Below are 18,649 nucleotides of genomic sequence, written 5' to 3' on the forward strand. Positions count from 1 at the left end.
AGAAATGAAAAGCCAGATGACGCAAAGGACACGCCCATGAACGTTTCCGCCTGGTCCATACGCAACCCGATTCCGGCGGTGATGCTGTTCGTGCTGCTCACCTTCGGCGGGCTGCTGTCGTTCAACGCGATGAAGGTGCAGAACTTTCCGGACATCGACCTGCCGACCGTGACGGTCTCGGCCTCGCTGCCCGGCGCCGCACCTTCGCAGCTGGAGACCGACGTCGCGCGCAAGCTCGAGAACTCCATCGCCACGGTGCAGGGCCTGAAGCACATCACCACCAAGGTGCAGGACGGCGCCGCCACGCTGATCGTCGAGTTCCGCCTCGAGAAGCCGGTGCAGGAAGCCGTGGACGACGTGCGCTCCGCGGTGCAGCGCGTGCGCGCCGACCTGCCGGCCGACGTGCGCGACCCTGTGGTCACCAAGCTCGACTTCGCGGCCCAGCCGGTGCTGGCCTTCACCATCGCCTCCTCGGCCATGGATGCCGAGGCGCTGAGCTGGTACGTCGACAACGACGTCACCAAGAAGCTGCTCGCGCTGCCCGGCGTGGGCGCGGTGAACCGCGTGGGCGGCGTCACGCGCCAGGTGCACATCGACCTCGACCCGTCCAAGCTGCAGGCGCTGGGCGCCTCGGCGGCCGACATCTCGCGACAGCTGCGCCAGGTGCAGACCGAGAGCGCGGGCGGCCGCTTCGACCTGGGCGGCAGCGAGCAGCCGGTGCGCACCATGGCCACGGTGAAGTCGGCCGATCAGCTCGCCGACATGCAGATCGTGCTGAGCGACGGCCGCCGCATCCGCCTCGACCAGGTGGCGCGCGTGAGCGACACCATCGCCGAACCGCGCGCCGCCGCGCTGCTCAACGGCAAGCCGGTGGTGGGCTTCGAAGTGGCCCGCAGCCGCGGCGCCAGCGAAGTGGAAGTGGGCCACGCGGTGATGAAGGCGCTGGCCGACATGCGTGCCGCGCGCCCCGACATCGAGCTGACCGAGGCCTTCAACTTCGTCGACCCGGTGGAAGAGGAATACAACGGCTCGCTGCACCTGTTGTACGAGGGCGCCATCCTCGCTGTGGTGGTGGTGTGGCTCTTCCTGCGCGACTGGCGCGCCACCTTCGTCTCTGCCATCGCGCTGCCGATGTCGGTGATTCCGGCCTTCATCGGCATGCATCTGCTGGGCTTCTCGGTCAACGTGATCTCGCTGCTGGCGCTGTCGCTGGTGGTGGGCATATTGGTGGACGACGCCATCGTGGAGGTCGAGAACATCGTGCGCCACCTGCGCATGGGCAAGACGCCCTACCAGGCGGCGATGGAAGCGGCCGACGAGATCGGGTTGGCGGTGATCGCGACCACCTTCACGCTCATTGCCGTGTTCCTGCCCACGGCTTTCATGAGCGGCGTGGCCGGCAAGTTCTTCAAGCAGTTCGGCTGGACGGCATCGCTGGCGGTGTTCGCGTCGCTGGTGGTGGCGCGGGTGCTCACGCCGATGATGGCGGCCTACATGCTCAAGCCGGTGGTCACCGCCGAAACGGAACCGGGATGGATGCGCTGGTACATGCGCGCCGTGACCTGGAGCACGCACAACCGCTTCAAGACGATGGTGCTCGCCACCCTCTTCTTCTTCGGCTCGCTGGCGATGATCCCGCTGCTCAAGACGGGCTTCATTCCGCCGGACGACAACTCGCAGACGCAGATCTATCTCTCGCTCGCGCCCGGCTCCACGCTGGCGCAGACCACGGCAGCGGCGGAAGAAACGCGCAACCGCGTGATGAAGATCCAGCACGTGAAGAGCGTCTACACCACGGTGGCCGGCGGCAGCGCGGGCGGCGACCCGTTCGCGAACTTCGGCACGCCCGAGACGCGCAAGGCCACGCTCACCATCAAGCTCGACCCGCGCGGCGACCGCCCGCGCAAGCAGGTGATCGAGAACCAGATCCGCGCGGCGCTCGAAACGCTGCCCGGCGTGCGCAGCACGGTGGGCCTGGGCGGCTCGGGCGAGAAGTACATCCTGGCGCTCACCGGCGAGGACCCGGTGGCGCTGTCGAGCGCGGCCAGCGCGGTGGAAAAAGACCTGTGCACCATTCCCGGCCTGGGCAACATCACCTCCACCGCGAGCCTGATCCGCCCCGAGATCGCCGTGCGCCCCGACTTCGCGCGGGCCGCCGACCTGGGCGTGACCAGCTCCGCCATCGCCGAGACGCTGCGCGTGGCCACGCTGGGCGACTACGACCAGTCGCTCGCCAAGCTCAACCTCGCGCAGCGGCAGGTGCCGATCGTGGTGAAGCTGGAAGACTCGGCCCGCAAGGACATCGACCTGCTCGGGCGCCTGTCGGTGCCGGGCACGCGCGGGCCGGTGATGCTCAACCAGGTGGCTTCGCTGAGCATGGAAGGCGGCCCGGCCGTGATCGACCGCTACGACCGCTCGCGCAACGTGAACTTCGAGATCGAGCTCTCGGGCGTGGGCCTGGGCGACGCGAAGGACGCGGTGCAGAAGCTGCCGTCGATCCAGAAGCTTCCGCCGGGCGTACGCATCGCCGAGGTGGGCGATGCCGAAGTGATGACCGAGCTGTTCGCGAGCTTCGGCCTGGCCATGCTCACCGGCGTGCTGTGCATCTACATCGTGCTGGTGCTGCTCTTCAAGGACTTCCTGCACCCGGTGACCATTCTGTGCGCGCTGCCGCTCGCGCTGGGCGGCGCCTTCGTGGGCCTGCTGATCGGGCAGAAGGCGCTGTCGATGCCTTCGCTGATCGGCCTGATCATGCTGATGGGCATCGCGACGAAGAACTCCATTCTTCTGGTGGAGTACGCCATCGTGGCGCGCCGCGACCACGGCATGAACCGCTGGGACGCCCTGCGCGACGCCTGCCACAAGCGCGCCCGTCCCATCATCATGACCACGCTGGCCATGGGCGCGGGCATGCTGCCCATCGCGGTGGGCTTCGGCGCGGCCGACTCGAGCTTCCGCTCGCCGATGGCGATGGCGGTGATCGGCGGGCTGATCACTTCCACGGTGCTGAGCCTGCTGGTGGTGCCGGCCGTGTTCACCTACATCGACGACATCGAGCACTGGATCAGGCGAACCGTTCGCAAGCTGCGCGGGCAACCGGCCGATCCGCACATCGATGACGATCTGGTCGAGACGCCTGCGCCGGGACGGTAGATAGAAGCTCCCGGCAGAAACGAAAAAAGCTGCGGCAATGCCGCAGCTTTTTTTGGCCAGGCCCCGGATGAGGCCTTCGGAAGATCAGGCGTCCATCTGCGCGAGCTTCGCCAGCTTGCGTTCGCTCATGCGCTTCGCAAGGCGCGGCAGGATCAGCACGGCCACCACGATGACGACCAGCGCGATCGACATCGGGCGCTGGAAGAACACCGCCGCGCTGCCCTCGCCGATCGACATGGCATTGCGCAGCTGCGCTTCGGCCAGCGGGCCGAGGATCATGCCGACCACCACGGGAGCGGTCGGGAAGTCGAAGCGGCGCATCACCACGCCCAGGATGCCGATGGCATACAGCAGGAACAGGTCGAACGCGCTCTGGCGCATGCCGTAGGCCCCCACCGTCGCGAAGATCAGGATGCCGGCGTAGAGCTGCGGCTTCGGAATCTTCAGCAGCTTGACCCACAGACCGACCATCGGCAGGTTCAGCACCAGAAGCATCACGTTGCCGATGTAGAGCGACGCGATCAGCGCCCATACCAGCGCGGCCGAGGTGGTGAAGAGTTGCGGCCCCGGCTGGATGCCGTAGTTCTGGAACGCGCCCAGCAGGATGGCGGTGGTGTTCGAGGTCGGAATGCCCAGCGTGAGCAGCGGGATCAGCGCGGCCGTCACCGTGGCGTTGTTGGCGGCCTCGGGGCCGGCCACGCCTTCGATGGCGCCGGTGGTGCCGAACTCGGCCTTGGCGTCCTTGTCCTTTGCCAGCTTCTTCTCGGTGGCGTAGCTCAGGAAGGTCGGGATCTCGGTGCCGCCGGCCGGAATGCAGCCGAAGGGCGTGCCGATGGCGGTGCCGCGCAGCCAGGCGGGAATGGAGCGCTTCCAGTCGCGCTTGCTCATGTGCACGCGGCTGAGCTTGTTCTGGCCCTCGACCACCTTGCCTTCATACAGCACGGCGTACAGCACCTCGGCCACGGCGAACAGGCCCACGGCCACCAGCACGATCTCGATGCCGTCGAGCAGCTCGGGAATGCCGCCGGTGTAGCGGCCCTGGCCCGAGATCTGGTCGAGGCCGATGCAGCCCGCCGCGAGGCCGACGAACAGCGCCGTCATGCCGCGCAGCGTGCTCTTGCCGAGCACCGCGCTCACCGTGGTGAAGGCCAGCAGCATCAGCATGAAGTATTCCGGCGGGCCGAGCTTGACAGCGAATTCGGCCACGAAGGGCGCGAACAGCGTGACGATGACGGTGGCGATGGTGCCGGCCACGAACGAGCCGATGGCCGCCGTGGCGAGCGCCGCGCCCGCGCGGCCGCTCTTGGCCATCTTGTTGCCCTCCATCGCCGTCACCATGCTCGCGGTCTCGCCGGGCGTGTTCAGCAGGATGGAAGTGGTCGAGCCGCCGTACATGGCGCCGTAATAGATGCCCGAGAAGAAGATCATCGAGGCCGTGATGTCGACCTTGCCGGTGATCGGCAGCAGCATGGCCACCGCCACGGCCGGGCCGATGCCGGGCAGCACGCCGACGGCCGTGCCCAGGGCGCAGCCGACCAGGCACCAGAGGAGATTGACGGGGGTGATGGCGGCTGCGAAGCCGGCCATCAGGGCGTTGAAGATTTCCATGTCAGATCCACCCGGTGTTGGTGAGGCCAGGCAGGTTGATGGCCAGGAATTGCGTGAACATCCAGAACACCGGGGCGGAGATCACCGCGCCGGTGATGAAGTCGGTCGCCCAGGTGCGCGGCGAATTGACGCCGACCTGCCCGCTCGCGCGTCGCAGGCCCTGCACCGCCAGCAGGTAGCACAGCGTGCAGCTCAGGATGAAGCCCAGCGTGGTGATGAGCGCTGCGTTGAGCAGCAGGCCTGCCGACACCCAGATGAAGCCGGGCCAGTAGGCATGCTCGGCGCCCGATGGCGCATCGAGTTCGCGGAAACCGCCGGTGCGCGCCTCCCACAGGATCCAGGCGCCGCACAGCACGAGCACCACGGACACCAGCCAGGGCAGGAAGTTGGGGCCGACGCCGCCGTAGCCCGCGTCGGAGGAAATGCCGATGGCGCCGAAGGCCAGCGCCAGGCCGGTCAGCAGCACGCCGGCGCCGACCAGGGTTTGCGGCCAGGTGGCCGCGGGTTGCGGCGGAGCCGAGGAGTCTGGAGTTGTCATTTTTTCTCCCGGGATGTGGAGCTGGATTTGAAAACGGCACGCTGTCGTCTCTTGCGAGGACAGCGCGCCGTGGAGCGGACCAATGGCTGCGGCGCGAGCCGCAGGATCAGATCATTCCCGACTTGGTCATGATGGCGCGCAGGCTGGCGAAGTCGTCGTCGACGAACTTGGCGAAGGCGTCGCCCGAGAGCACGGCCGACGTCCAGTCGTTCTTCTTGAGCGATTCGGCCCACGAGGGGCTCTTCATGGCGGCCAGCACCATGTCGGTCAGCGCCTTGCGCTGCTCGGCCGAGATGCCGGGGGCGCCGTAGACGCCGCGCCAGTTGCCGATCTCGACGTCGATGCCCTGCTCCTTCAGCGTGGGCACGTTCACGCCCGGCAGGCGCTGCGCGGAGGTGACGGCGATGGGCTTCATCTTGCCGGCGGCGATGTACTCGGCGAACTCGCTGTAGCCGCTGCCGCCGACGGTGACGTTGCCGCCCAGGACGGCGGCGGTGGCCTCGCCGCCCCCGCGGAAGGCGACGTAGTTGATCTTGGACGGATCGGCGCCGACCTTCTGCGCGATCATGGCCGCGGCGATGTGCTCGGTGGAGCCGCGCGAACCGCCACCCCACTTGACGCTGCCCGGGTCCTTCTTGAGCTGCTCGACCACGTCCTTCATGGACTTGAACGGCGAATTGGCCGGCAGCACGAACACGTTGTATTCGGTGGTCAGGCGCGCGATGGGCGTGGCCTGCGACAGGTTGACCGGCGGCTTGCCGGTGATGATGCCGCCCAGCATGACCGAGCCCATGACCATCAGCGCGTTGGCGTCGCCCTTGGAGCCGTTGACGAACTGGGCCAGGCCCAGCGCGCCGGCGGCGCCGCCCTTGTTGTCGTAAGTGACGGTGTCGGCCACCTTGGCGTCGGTCAGCGCCTTGCCCAGCGCACGGCCGGTGGTGTCCCAGCCGCCGCCCGGGTTGGCGGGGATCATCATCTTGACGTTGGCGGCCGCGCGCGCCGACAGTGGCAGGGCTCCGACGGCGGCCATGGCGGCCAGTGACTTCAGAAAGGTGTCGCGACGCATGCTTGGGTCTCCTGATTGGAAGGAACTTGAAAGGAAGCTGACTTGTAGCTGAGCGCTATCATGCGCCGCCCCGCTGTCAGTTGGCTGTCCGCCAGACTGGGGAAAACACCAAAGTACGCACCCCGAAGCCCCACGTATGAAGCTGCTGCTGGTCGAAGACGACCCCACGATGCAAATCACCCTGCAGCGCACCCTCGGGCGCCGCCGCATCGACGTGCGCGTCTGCGGCGACGGTGCCGAGGCCGTCTCGCAGTGGCGCGCCATCGAGCCCGACGTGGTCGCCCTGGACCTGAGCCTGCCCAACGTCGACGGCATGCAGGTGCTGGCCCAGGCCCGCGCCGAGGGCCTGCGCACGCCGGTGCTGCTGCTGACCGCGCGCGGCACGGTGGGCGACCGCATCGTCGGCCTGAACGCCGGTGCCGACGACTACCTGCCCAAGCCCTTCGACCTCGACGAGCTGGAAGCCCGCATCCGCGCACTGCGCCGGCGCAGCCACGGCGCCACCGGGCCGGACGCGGGCCTGAACCCGCAGGAGATCGGCGGCCTGCGCTTCGAGCCCGACAACGGCGCCATCTACAACCGCGCCGAACTGCTCGAGCTCACCCCGCGCGAGCTGGCGCTGCTGAAGGCGCTGATGATGAAGCCCGGCCACGCCGTGACCAAGGAGCGCCTCTTCGAGCTGGTGTTCCCGGGCGAGACCGACGTGCAGTACGAGGCCATCGAGGTGGTGGTGTACCGGCTGCGCAAGAAGCTGGCGGGCACCGGTGCCGTGCTGATGACGATGCGCGGGCTGGGCTACCTGCTGCGCCCCGAGACATGACTCACCCCCAGGCTGCGCGCACTCCGTGTCGCTTCGCCAACCCCCTTGCAGGGGGCAACGCCTGCAAGCCCGTTCGATGACCCGCGCGATCTCGTTGCGCGCGCGGCTGCTGCTCGGCATCCTCGCGCCGGTGGCGGTGTTCATCGTGATCAACAGCGTGAGCCTGTACCGCCAGAGCTTGGCGGCGGCCACCACAGCCTACGACCGCACGCTGCTGGCGTCGGCCAAGACCATCGGCGAGCAGCTCGACGTGGAAGGCTACGACGACATGGCGCGGCTGCGCGCCATCGTGCCCTACTCCGCGCTGGAGGCCTTCGAGGCCGACAACCGTAGCCGGCTCTTCTACCGGGTCTCGGCGCTCGACGGCGAGATGATCTCGGGCTTTGCCGAGCTGCCCTTCTGGCGCGGCCGCATCCCCGACCGCAGCGCCTACGCGGCCCTGGTCGACTTCTACGACGCGCAGTTCCGCAACCAGCCAGTGCGCGTGGCGGTGCTGCTCCAGCCGGTGGCCAGCGCCACCGGCCGCGGCATGGCCGTGGTGCAGGTAGCCGAGACGCTGGAGATCCGCGAGACGCTCGCGCGCAAGCTGCTCATCGACACGCTGTGGCGCCAGCTGCTGCTGATGGGCGTGATCGCGCTGGTCACGGTGTTCGTGGTGCAGCGCGCCACGCGGCCGGTGCGCGAACTGGGCGAGGCCATCGGGAGGCGCCAGGCCGACGACTTCTCGCCCATCGACGCGCCCGACGCGCCGCGCGAACTGCGCCCGCTGATCGACGCCACCACGCAGGTCATGGGCCGGCTGCAGCGCCTGCTCGACCACCAGAAGCGCTTCGTGCGCGACAGCGCCCACCAGCTGCGCACGCCGCTGGCGGTGCTCAAGGCGCAGGTGCAGTCGGCGCAGCGCGGCGACGTGGCCCCCGAACAGGCGCTGCACGAGATCAGCGGCACCGTGGATCGCGCGACCACGCTCGCCAACCAGATGCTGTCGCTGGCCAAGGTGGAACAGCTGCGCCAGCAGCCGGAATCGGTGACGCTCGATTTCGCCGAGGTGGCGCGCAACATCGCGCTCGACCTGTCGCCGCTGGTGGCCGACAAGGCGCTCGACTTCGAGCTCGCCATCGACGAGCCCGTGCCGGTGCGCGCCCACCAGTGGATGCTGCACGAACTCACGCGCAACCTGCTGCACAACGCGATCAAGCAAAGCCCGCCGGGCGCCGCGCTGTCGGTGGCGGTGCGCGCGGAGGGCCCCGACGCCGTGCTCGTCGTGCGCGACGGCGGCCCCGGCATCTCGCCCGAGCTTCGCCAGCGCCTGTTCGCGCCCTTCTCGGCGGGCAGCACCTCCAGCGGCTCGGGGCTGGGGCTGGCGATCTGCCGCGAGATCGTGCTGGCGCTGGGAGGGAGCATCAGCCTGGACAACCGCATCGCCCCCGACGGCAGCGAGCGAGTCGTTGGGCTGGACGCCGTCGTGCGCCTTCCGCTCGCGCCGCCGCAGCCGGCGCCGTCGCGGCACAATGCCTGACCTCCACTCCTCGACTTTCATGGACCGTCTGCGCATCGACAAATGGCTCTGGGCCGCCCGCTTCTTCAAGACGCGCTCGCTGGCCGCGGAGGAAATCGGCAAGAACCGCGTGCAGGTGAACGGAGACATCGCCAAGGCCTCGCGCGAGGTCAAGGCGGGCGACACCGTCGCGATGCGCATGGGCCCGCTGACGCGCACGGTGACGGTGCGCGGCCTCAGCGGCCAGCGCGGGCCGGCGCCGGTGGCGCAGCATCTCTACGAGGAAACGGCCGAGAGCCTGGCGGCGCAGGCTGCCTTCAGGGAAATGCGCCGCGCGGGCATCGAGCCGGCACTGGCCATCGAGCAGGGCCGCCCCACCAAGCGCGACCGGCGCGAGCTCGACGGCGCGGTGCGCCGGCACACCGATTGGGACAGCCGCTGGAGCGCCTCGCTGCCGCCCGAGGACGACGAGCGCTGACGGCAGGCCGCCGGATCGATCGCTTACGCTGTCGGCTTCGTTGTTCTTCACGGAGTCCCGCTTCATGGCCAGCTTCAAGAAATACCGCGTCGGCGGCAAGTTCAAGCTCTCGCACGTCGACCCCGGCGACACGCCCTTCTGCGAAGGCGACGAAGCCACGCAGCGCGCCGAGGTCGATGCGCTGGCGGTGGAACTCGACGAGCTGCAGGACCTGCTGAATGCCGAAGGCCGGCGCAAGCTGCTGCTGGTGCTGCAGGGCATGGACACCAGCGGCAAGGACGGCACCGTGCGCTGGGTGTTCTCGCGCACCTCGCCGCTGGGCGTGCGCGTGACCGCCTTCAAGGCGCCGACCGTGGACGAGCGCGCGCGAGACTACCTCTGGCGCTGCCACGCCGTGGTGCCGCGCACCGGCGAGATCATGGTGTGGAACCGCAGCCACTACGAGGACGTGCTGGTGCCCGTGGTCGAAGGCTGGATCGACAAGGCCGAGGCCAAGCGCCGCTACGCGCAGATCAACGACTTCGAGCGGCTGCTCACCGAGACCGGCACGGTGGTCGTCAAGTGCATGCTGCACATCGACAAGGACGAGCAGCGCGAGCGCCTGCAGGCGCGCATCGACACGCCCGGCAAGCAATGGAAGTTCAGCATGGACGACCTGGAAGTGCGCACCAAGTGGGACGCCTACCAGCAGGCCTACCAGAACGCACTGGCCGCCACGTCGACGGAACATGCGCCCTGGTACGTGGTGCCCGCCAACAGCAAGCGGCACCGCAACGTGATGATCGCCCGGCTGCTGGTGAAGACGATGCGCCAGATGAAGCTCAAGCCGCCGCCGCCGGACCCGGCGCTCAAGGGAATGATCGTCAAGTGACGAGCCCGGGGCCGGCGGAGCGGCCCGGCCCGGGGTTCAGGCTCAGGAGCGGCGGATGACGGCCTGCGCCAGCACGCGGCACTTGCCGAACTCGCAGCGCACCGCCCAGGTGCCGCCGTTGTCGCAAGGCACGTTGTAGGTTTCGTAGCCGGGGCCCTTGGCCGTGAGCTCGGCGCGCGGCTGCAGGTTGCAGCGGCCGGCCTTGGCCAGCGTTTCGACGTTGTAGGTGTCGACGCCCGTGCGGCGCGGCTTGACGATCACGCCCGGATCGAAGGTGTTGCCGTAGAAGGTGTCGCGCACGTTCGGGTCGAGATTGCGATAGCCGCGCTTGGCCATGCAATGCACGACGGCGATCTGCTGGTGCTCGGCGATGAGTTCCGAGCTGGGGCGGCCGTTCCAGTCGATGATGGCCGCGGTGATGCCGGTGTACGAGGCCGCGGCCACGATGCCCTGCCCGTACACGGTGATCAGCCCCACGCCCAGCGCGCCCCACATGGCGTCGCCGGTTTCGCTGCGGGCCGAAATGCGGGTGGCGGCGGTGCGGCAGTCGGCCACGTCGTTGTCGTAGCGCACCTTATCGACGCCTTCCATGGCGACCATCGGCACATAGGAAGTGCCCGTGCCCGTTCCGGGCTCCGTGGGGGTGACCGGAGCGCTGGCGCAACCGGCCAGGGCCACGGCGGCAAACGCAATGCTCAGCAACAGCTTCATGCAATCCCTCGTCTTCTTCGCGATAGTTGCGCGGATTTAACCATACATATAGTTACTCTTGAATCGTCTTGTCGTGAATGCACGACGACTGCCCCCGCCGGCGCGGCATGCGACCATGCCGGGCGCAAGCCCCGCCACAAATGAAGATCCAGACTCCCGGCAAGCTCCTTTTCCCGTTCCTCACCGGCTGCGTGATGGCCCTCCACCCCTTCTGCGCGACGGCGCAGACGCCGGCCGACCTGGCGCGCAGGAATGCCTGCATGGCCTGCCACGGCCTGGTCCACAAGCAGGTGGGTCCGGGTTTCGCGCAGATCGCCGAGCGCTACCGCGGCGACGGCGAAGCCGCAACGCGGCTGGCCGGGAAGATCCGCAACGGCAGCGTCGGCACCTGGGGCCGCGTGATCATGCCGCGGCAGACACAGGTTTCCCAGGCCGACGCGCAGGCGCTCGCGCAATGGATCCTGTCGCAACCCACACCGCGCTGAGGCCCATCCCGGGGCGCAAGCTCGCCCGGCTGGTAACAAAGTGAGAAAATAGGTTACACAAACCTCCGCCCCCGCTTCGGCCGCGGCACTTTGCAGCCTTCCTTGAACTACCGCCCCGCACCCTTCTTCGCCCACGTGGTGCTCGTTCTCTCGATGGCACTGCTGGGCATCGTCGGCGCCTACCTGGTCGGGGCGACCGGCGTACGGCAGTCCGACGCGCTGCTGCACATGACGCACGCCGATTGGCAGGTCGAGGATGCATCGGGCTTCAGCACGCCGCCGCCCCGGCAGGACAGCAGCGCCCTGCCGCGGAACTGGAAGAAGGTCGAACTGCCCCTGGCCCTGCCGATCGCGCTGCTGCGCCAGGCCGAGAACACTTCCACCAGCACCACGCGCACCACCTGGATCAGGCTCGGCACCCGCGGCCTGCCGGCCAGCTCCGGCCCGCTGGCGCTGTACGGCGCGCGCATCAAGACCGACGGCACCATCGCGGTCTATGTCGATGGCCAGCTGGTCCATCGCGCGCAGCAGTCGGGCCCGCTGTGGAACAGCACCCGCATGCCGCTTTGGGTGCAGCTCGACGACCACGGCGCCGGCGGCAACGGCCCGCCGGCCGAGATCCTGCTGCGCCTGGAGCACACCCGCGGCGCCCAGGTGGCGCTGTCCTCGCTGTGGATCGGCCCTGTCGATGCGCTGCGGGGCCGCCACGGCATGCGCCAGTGGCTGCAGCAGGAGTTGCCCGCGATGCTCGGCGCGGCGTTCATGGCGGTGGGCGTGTTCGCGCTCTTCGTGTGGTTCAGGCGCCGCGACGAAACGGGCTATCTGCTGTTCTTCAACCTCGCGGCCACGTCCTTCATGCGGGGGCTGCACTTCTACGTGAGCCTGCCGGTCCTCAACGACTGGTTCGCATGGCTGACCGTCAACTCGCTCTTCTGGCTGGTGATGGTCGTGCACTTCTTCCTGCGGCAGCTGCATGGGCGGCAGCTCGTGTGGCTCACCCGCGGCGTGGTCGCGACGACGACGGCCATCGGCATCGTCACGATCCCCGGGCTGGCGATCGTGCAGAACACGCCGCAGGTGACGCCGCTGATCTACGCGGTGGCGGCGCTCATGGGCACGGCGGTCTGCCTTGTGGGTGCCGTCAGCGCCTGGCGCCGCTCCACCGAGGGAAGGCTGGTCGCGGCCGGCATCGGCGCCTGCGTGCTGCTGGGCATCACCGACTGGCTGCTGCAGAACAATTTCATCAGCCCCGAGGGCTGGTATCTGGGCGCGTACACCAACGCCGTCACCTTCAGCGTGTTCGGCGTGCTGATGTACCGCCGCTACATCCATGCGATCGGCGAAGTCGAGGAACTCAACGCGAGCCTCGCGCAGCGCCTGCACAAGCGCGAGGCCGAGCTGGAAGACAGCCACCGCCGGCTGCGCGAGATCGAGCGCCGGCAGACCATCAGCGACGAGCGCCAGCGGCTGATGCAGGACATGCACGACGGGCTGGGCTCCTCGCTGATCAGCGCCATCCGCTCGGTCGAAGGCGGCGGCATGAGCGACGACAAGGTCTCGCAGATCCTCAAGAGCTGCCTGGACGACCTGAAGCTCACGCTCGATTCGCTGGAGCCGGTGGAGGCCGACGTGCTCCTGCTGCTGGCCACGCTGCGCTACCGGCTGGAGCCGCGCCTCGAAGGCACCGGCGTCTCGCTGCGCTGGGAAGTGCAGGAGCTGCCCGCGCTGGAATGGCTCGATCCGTCGAGCGCGCTGCACATCCTGCGCATCGTGCAGGAGAGCATCTCGAACATCCTGCGCCACACGCGCGCGACCGAGATCCGCGTGGCCACCTCGCTCGACGGCGCGGGCGTGCGCGTGACCATCGAGGACAACGGACAGGGCTTCGACGTCGCCAAGGCCATGGCCGCGTCCTCGGGCCGGGGCCTGCAGAACCAGCGGCGGCGCGCGCATTCGATCCGCGGCACCGTCGACTGGGAATCCCTGCCGACGGGGACGCGCTTCGTGCTGTGGCTGCCGCTGCGGCGCGAGGCTCAAGCGGCCTGAGGCACGGGCGCCACTTCGGCGCGCGAGACGATCTCGCGCAGATCGGCGCCGTCTGCCAGCGTGCCCATCACGCCGGCGTGCCGTCCGCCCAGGCGCGATTCGATGAAGCGCCGGGCGACCGCGCCGTCGCCGTGCCTGAGCATCTCGCTCGCCTGCAGCGCGAGGGCCATGCGCGTCACGATGGCGCGCGAGTTGCCCTCGTCGATGGCTCCTCCCGCAAGGTCGTCGCGCAGTTTCGCAATGAACTTCGCGTGCGCCGCATCGCCAGCCGCCTGCGGAGGCGAAACCTCGTCCAGGAAGACTTCGAGCGCCCCCTTCTCGCGTCCGAGCGCGCGCACCACGTCCATGCACATCATGTTGGTGGTGCCTTCCCAGATCGAGTTGAGCGGCGCCTCGCGATACAGCCGCGCGATCGGGTTCTCCATGATGAAGCCGTTGCCGCCGTGGACCTGCAATGCCTCGTAGACGAAGTAGGCCGCGCGCTGGCAGTTCCAGTACTTGACCACCGGCGTCGCCACGCGGGCCAGAAGCCGCTCGCGTTCGTCAGACGCCATGCCGTCGGTCGCGCGCGCGACGCGCATCGCCGACAGCATGGCCGCCTCGCTTTCGAGCGCGAGGTCGGCAAGCACGTTGGTCTGCATCGGCAGGTCGGCCATGCGGCGGCCGAAGCCGTCGCGCGTCGATGCGTGGCCTATGGCCAGCGTCAGCGCCTGCCGCATGAGGCCGGCAGAGCCGACGGCGAAGTCGAGCCGCGTCAGATGCGCGTGCGTGAGGATCTCGCGGATGCCGCGCCCTTCTTCGCCGACCAGCATCGCCCAGGTCTTGTTGAACTCGACCTCGCTCGATGCGTTGGAGCGGTTGCCGCACTTGTCCTTGAGGCGCTGCACCGCGACGCGGTTGGCGCTGCCGTCCGGCAGGAAGCGCGGAACGAAGAGGCAGCTCACGCCCGATTGCGTCCGGGCCAGCGTGTAGAAGCCATCGGAAGTCGGCACCGAGAAGAACCACTTGTGGCCCGTGATGCTGTAGACCTGCACACCGTTGTCGGTGCCGACGAAGGCCGCGGTGGTCTGCGTCTGGCGCAGGTCGGAACCGCCCTGCTTCTCGGTCATGGCATAGCCGATCACCGCGCCGGTCTTCTGCGACAGAGGCAGGCGTCGCGGGTCGTACCGGCCCGAGAGCGTCTTCTCTCTCCACGGCGCGAATTCCGGCCGCCCTTCGAAGCCGGCGCAGGCCGCATACGCCATGCCGGTCGGGCAGCCCGTGCCGTTCTCGACCTGGTTCCACAGATAGCTCAGCACCGCGCGCGCGAAATGGCCCGAGCGCTCCGTGGTCGTCCATGCGAGGCCGGGCACGCCATGCGCGAAGGCCAGGCTCATCAGCTGGTGCCACGCGGGATGGAACTCGACCCAGTCCAGCCTGTTGCCGAAGCGGTCGTGCGTACGCAGTTGCGGGTTGTGCTCGTTGGCCAGTCGCGCGAGATCCTGCACCTGCTCGTCGCCTGCCAATGCACCGACGGCCGTCGCGTTCGGAATGCTCCACGGTGCATGCTTCCTGGTTAGTTCCCGTAGAGCAACGTCGCCCGTGAACGCGTTGTGGCCGATGCATGGCTCGGCCTGGTTGAATACCTTGTGCGTTTCGACGCCGTCGGCCAGCGAAAACTGAAACGCCAGTTCTGTGCTCTCGAGAGGCATGTTCATGAAAGATCTCCATGGAATGGCTTTGCGCCGCGAAGCATGGTGAATCATTCGCCGCGATTCGTGAATCTGATCTTTCCCGGGGCAATGCGGGCGGCCCGCAAAATGGCATAGCGTTTGCTTGAAACGAGCCGCAGCGACCGGAAGCTCCCCGCTTCACCCAAGATCGCGCTGTAATCACCGGAAAGAGACGGCCTTGCTCACCATTCAGGTGCCATCGACCGGTTGAACGAAGGGTGCGTTGCAACCGCTGATCCAAACGGAGGTTTTCGTTGGCCAAGCTGGACCCTCTGAACACGTCGCGCTACTGGCATGCATCCGGCATCCCCGGCATGGACATGCTGCACGCCGACTTCACCACGCACGAATACGCGCCGCACGTGCACCATTCCTTCGTGATCGCGGTCACCGAGGTCGGAGGCGCGGAATTCAAGAGCCGCGGCCGCACGGGCATCGCCGATCAACAGGCTCTGCTGGTCTTCAACCCTTCGGAGCCCCACTCGGGCCGCATGGGCGGAAGCAACCGGTGGCGATACAGGGCGCTCTACCTGGCCGACCCGGGCATCAGGCACCTGATGAGCACGCTGGGCATCGACCAGACTCGGTACTTTGGTTCCAACATCTACGACGACCCGGAACTCATCGCCTGCTTCCTGGAGTTGCATCGGGCCTTCGACGGAGACAGCGGCCAATGGGACCCGCTGCGGCAGCAGGAGCTCTTCGTCCACAGCTTCGGCACGCTCTTCCAGAACCACGCGCAGCCCGGCCAGCGCGTGCTTCCGGTGCCGGCGGATGCGAGCGTGCTCGCGCCGGTGCTGGAGCTGCTGCGCGATGCCTTCGCGGAGCGCCTGACCCTCGAGCAGATGGCGGCCGCGGCCGACCTCACGCCCTTCCAGCTGATCGGCGCGTTCAACCGCACGATCGGCCTGACCCCGCACATGTACCTGACGCAGCTGCGGCTGAGGGCCGCTATCGGTCTTCTCACCGCGGGCCGCCCGCTGATCGAGGCCGCGGTGGCGAGCGGCTTCTACGACCAGAGCGCCCTCACCCGGCACTTCAAGCGCACCTTCGGCATGACGCCCCTGCAGTACGTCCGCGCGCGGATCAACTGAGGGACTGAAAGGCCGAGAGCCTGACTCGCCCCGCGGTACGAGCCGGGGCCTCCACTTTCCCCATACCACCCCGCGCGGCATGACCGCGCCGGGTCGGCTTTACCCGCGCGCGCCTGCCCTGGCACCTCGGCCGAATTCTTTCGGCCAGCTCTTTTTTGCCTCTTGCTGCTGTGCCGCAATTTTTACCAATACGGCCTCCGGCCCCCTGACTATCGTGCAACTAAATGGTTTCGGCCATTGCAAAGTAATCAGTTCGTTTTCAATAGCATTCAACCCACAGGTGACCCATGCAAAACGTCGATCGCGGCATTACTGGTTCTTCCCTCGCAGGTTCTGCAATCCTGCTGGAAATAGGCGCTGAATACGGAGTCATCGAATTCCTGCAGAAATCGCCCGTCGTGGATGCGGAATCGGCATCGCGCTCCTGCGGCATAAAGGAATCCGTCATTTCGGCCTACCTCGATTCGCTGAGCAAGGCCGGCATCATCGAGGACCTCGGCACAAAGACTCCGGCAACCTACAAGGTCGGCAGCAATTTCGACGAGCTGATCAACGAGGTCGGATATCTCTCGTGGGCGCTTCGCGCATGCGCGCCGCTGATCAACAACGCCAAGGAATTCTCGGAACGCAACGAGGAGGCGCAGGCCAAGTACCCGCGCAGCGGCGGCCTGGTGGCCCGCACGTCGAAGTGGATGGGGGAAAAGTCCTTCTATCCCCAGCCGGAGAACGCCATCGTCGCGATGGCACCAAGGAAAATCGTGGATCTTGGATCGGGCTCGGGCGGCTTCCTGATCCGCATGCTGCGCAAGATCCCCGGCTCCACGGGCGTGGGCATCGACCTGAGCGCATCGGCCACCGAGCAGGCCGTCCAGGCCGCCAAGGACGCCGGCATGAGCGACCGGCTGCAGTTCGTGACGGCCCCCATCCAGGTGCTCGTGGAAGACGCGTCGCTCATCAAGGACGCCGACATCATCCACGCCGGCTTCGTCATGCACGACTTGCTTCCGGCCGAAGAAGCGACGCTCGACGCATTGCTGCGCGCCTGCTGCACCTACGCCATCAAGGGCACGCTGATCATCGTCGACGCAATTCCGGTCGCCCAGTCGAATTGGGAAAAGCCGTTTGCGGCGGCATTCAACCATCTGCACAACCATTTCATGTCCAGGCGTCTTCTGAGCGAAGAGGAATGGACTGAAAAATTGTTCCGCGCGGGATTTTCCAATGTGCGGATCGAAGTACTCGATCACCCTGGAGGGCGCATGCTGATGGCAAGCAAGTAATCAAAGCAATTCATCCGTCAATTTTTTCCTCATGGCATTTTTTAACCAACCGTAATTAGGAGAAAGAAATGAGCGTTACCATTTCCGATCTGGTCGAAAGAGTTAAAAGTCATCGTTGCTATTCGCACCCGATTTTCAAGAATTGGGCGAAGGTCGAGCCGGAGCCGCCCGTCGTCGGGGCCCTTTTCCACCAGATCCAGAGCTTCTGTGCGTCGACCCGTCCGGGGTGGAACTTCCCCGAAGCCCTGAAGACGCACGGGCTGCACAGGCAAAGCGAGCTGCTCGAGGAAATCGTCGAGAGCGAATCGGGCCACGGCCCCGAACTGGCCACGATGGCCGGCTACATCGTCAACCAGTCGGCCGAACAGCCCGTCTTCGCGGACCTCTACAACCAGGAGAAGGTCGAGGCGAAGCTGAAGGCCTTCTCCGACCAGCTGCTCGGCTCCCTGCCCGGCTACGACATGGAGACCGGCCTGACCACGCAGGTCCGCAAGGCCATCGGCGTGTTCGACCACCGCAAGCTGACGGACATCGAGAACACTTACCGCAACCTCGGCACCACGCTGGCGCTGGAGATGATCTCGAACCAGCAGCTGATTCCCGGCGAGAAGTACTGCCTGGTGGACAGCGGCATCTACAACGCCGATCTCGAAGTGCCCGAGATGCACTACCTGCTGGAGCACTGGGGCGAAGTCGGCGCCGAGCAGCACCACGAGCAGAACGCACGCACCGCGGTCGAGCTCGCGCTGAAGACCGAATACGCGCACCTGGTCATCGAAGGCGCAGACGACTTCCTCGATTCGCTGACGGGCCTCTGGGACATCCTGGACGCGGCGCTGCTGCAGTCCGGCGTCGCGGCGCAGGCCCAGCAGCAGCGCAAGGTGGCCTACGTCTAACGGCGGCCCGACGGCATCTTCTGCGCGCTCGGACACAGCATTCATTCACCGAAGCGAGTCGGGTAGCCACATGGTCGCCTATCTGATCGGCCGGATGTCCATCGTGAATCCGGACCAGTACAACCAATACAAGCAACTCACGCCCGGCATCGTCGAGAAGTTCGGCGGCAGGTTCCTGACACGGGGAGGCGAGCGCATGCACCTTGAAGGCGCTCACGACGACAGGCGCGTGGTTCTTGTCGAGTTCAAGACCGCGGACGCGGCGAGGAAGTTCTACGAGTCGCCCGAATACACCCACGCAAGAGGGTTGCGAAAAGACGCAGCGGTCGACATGCAGCTCATGGTGATCGAAGGATTCGAAGAGCCCCTACGGCCCTAGCTTCCGTCCTCGCC

Annotated in this window: 16 protein-coding genes; 11 read left to right on the forward strand and 5 right to left on the reverse strand. The window is 67.2% G+C overall.

Features of this window, described 5'->3' with window-relative positions:
• Positions 1-36: 36 nt before the first annotated feature.
• Entirely contained in the window at positions 37-3,153 is a 3,117-nt protein-coding gene (locus FHT32_RS21555) for an efflux RND transporter permease subunit (RefSeq protein ID WP_176666656.1), read from the forward strand.
• Positions 3,154-3,237: 84 nt separating this feature from the next.
• On the opposite strand, the gene FHT32_RS21560 is transcribed toward FHT32_RS21555, so the two are convergent.
• From FHT32_RS21560 to FHT32_RS21570, 3 genes are all read right to left on the reverse strand, one after another.
• Complete coding sequence (locus FHT32_RS21560; RefSeq protein WP_176666657.1) at positions 3,238-4,761, reverse strand: tripartite tricarboxylate transporter permease; 1,524 nt, start codon at positions 4,759-4,761, stop codon at positions 3,238-3,240.
• A gap of 1 nt (position 4,762) precedes the next feature.
• Positions 4,763-5,299, reverse strand: coding sequence for a tripartite tricarboxylate transporter TctB family protein (locus tag FHT32_RS21565; protein ID WP_176666658.1), 537 nt, complete (start codon positions 5,297-5,299; stop codon positions 4,763-4,765).
• Positions 5,300-5,405: 106 nt separating this feature from the next.
• On the reverse strand, positions 5,406-6,365 hold the full coding sequence (locus FHT32_RS21570) for a tripartite tricarboxylate transporter substrate binding protein (RefSeq protein WP_176666659.1): 960 nt from the start codon (positions 6,363-6,365) through the stop codon (positions 5,406-5,408).
• A gap of 136 nt (positions 6,366-6,501) precedes the next feature.
• Between FHT32_RS21570 and FHT32_RS21575 the strand changes: the two genes are divergently transcribed.
• The 4 genes from FHT32_RS21575 (at position 6,502) to FHT32_RS21590 (ending at position 10,032) form a co-directional block, all read left to right on the forward strand.
• Positions 6,502-7,185: a response regulator transcription factor gene (locus FHT32_RS21575; RefSeq protein WP_176666660.1), complete on the forward strand. Its 684-nt coding sequence runs from the start codon at positions 6,502-6,504 to the stop codon at positions 7,183-7,185.
• A 76-nt stretch (positions 7,186-7,261) separates the two neighbouring features.
• Complete coding sequence (locus tag FHT32_RS21580) at positions 7,262-8,704, forward strand: sensor histidine kinase (protein ID WP_176666661.1); 1,443 nt, start codon at positions 7,262-7,264, stop codon at positions 8,702-8,704.
• A gap of 19 nt (positions 8,705-8,723) precedes the next feature.
• Positions 8,724-9,161: an RNA-binding S4 domain-containing protein gene (locus tag FHT32_RS21585; protein WP_176666662.1), complete on the forward strand. Its 438-nt coding sequence runs from the start codon at positions 8,724-8,726 to the stop codon at positions 9,159-9,161.
• Positions 9,162-9,225: 64 nt separating this feature from the next.
• Positions 9,226-10,032 (forward strand): PPK2 family polyphosphate kinase, encoded by an 807-nt coding sequence (locus FHT32_RS21590; protein WP_176666663.1) that lies wholly within the window; start codon positions 9,226-9,228, stop codon positions 10,030-10,032.
• Between the two features lie 42 nt (positions 10,033-10,074).
• On the opposite strand, the gene FHT32_RS21595 is transcribed toward FHT32_RS21590, so the two are convergent.
• Positions 10,075-10,743: a hypothetical protein gene (locus tag FHT32_RS21595; protein WP_176666664.1), complete on the reverse strand. Its 669-nt coding sequence runs from the start codon at positions 10,741-10,743 to the stop codon at positions 10,075-10,077.
• Between the two features lie 140 nt (positions 10,744-10,883).
• On the opposite strand from FHT32_RS21595, the gene FHT32_RS21600 reads away from it, so the two are divergent.
• Together FHT32_RS21600 and FHT32_RS21605 are read left to right on the forward strand one after the other, a co-directional pair.
• Positions 10,884-11,228, forward strand: a complete 345-nt coding sequence (locus FHT32_RS21600; protein ID WP_176666665.1) for a c-type cytochrome — start codon at positions 10,884-10,886, stop codon at positions 11,226-11,228.
• 102 nt (positions 11,229-11,330) lie between these two features.
• The gene (locus tag FHT32_RS21605; RefSeq protein ID WP_371132233.1) at positions 11,331-13,274 is read left to right on the forward strand and encodes an ATP-binding protein; all 1,944 of its coding nucleotides are present in this window, start codon (positions 11,331-11,333) and stop codon (positions 13,272-13,274) included.
• Here FHT32_RS21605 and FHT32_RS21610 read toward each other — a convergent pair.
• Positions 13,262-14,971: an acyl-CoA dehydrogenase family protein gene (locus FHT32_RS21610; RefSeq protein ID WP_371132234.1), complete on the reverse strand. Its 1,710-nt coding sequence runs from the start codon at positions 14,969-14,971 to the stop codon at positions 13,262-13,264. The two genes, FHT32_RS21605 and FHT32_RS21610, sit on opposite strands and share 13 nt — an antisense overlap.
• A 269-nt stretch (positions 14,972-15,240) precedes the next feature.
• Between FHT32_RS21610 and FHT32_RS21615 the strand changes: the two genes are divergently transcribed.
• From FHT32_RS21615 to FHT32_RS21630, 4 genes are all read left to right on the forward strand, one after another.
• Complete coding sequence (locus FHT32_RS21615; protein WP_176666666.1) at positions 15,241-16,080, forward strand: AraC family transcriptional regulator; 840 nt, start codon at positions 15,241-15,243, stop codon at positions 16,078-16,080.
• 287 nt (positions 16,081-16,367) lie between these two features.
• Positions 16,368-17,360 (forward strand): class I SAM-dependent methyltransferase, encoded by a 993-nt coding sequence (locus FHT32_RS21620; protein WP_176666667.1) that lies wholly within the window; start codon positions 16,368-16,370, stop codon positions 17,358-17,360.
• A 68-nt stretch (positions 17,361-17,428) separates the two neighbouring features.
• Positions 17,429-18,256, forward strand: a complete 828-nt coding sequence (locus FHT32_RS21625) for a hypothetical protein (RefSeq protein ID WP_176666668.1) — start codon at positions 17,429-17,431, stop codon at positions 18,254-18,256.
• 70 nt (positions 18,257-18,326) lie between these two features.
• A complete protein-coding gene (locus FHT32_RS21630) occupies positions 18,327-18,635 on the forward strand; it encodes a DUF1330 domain-containing protein (protein ID WP_176666669.1) in 309 nt (102 codons plus the stop codon).
• Positions 18,636-18,649: the final 14 nt, after the last annotated feature.

Origin of the sequence: Variovorax sp. SG517, assembly GCF_013376045.1 — a bacterium.
GTDB lineage: Bacteria > Pseudomonadota > Gammaproteobacteria > Burkholderiales > Burkholderiaceae_C > Variovorax.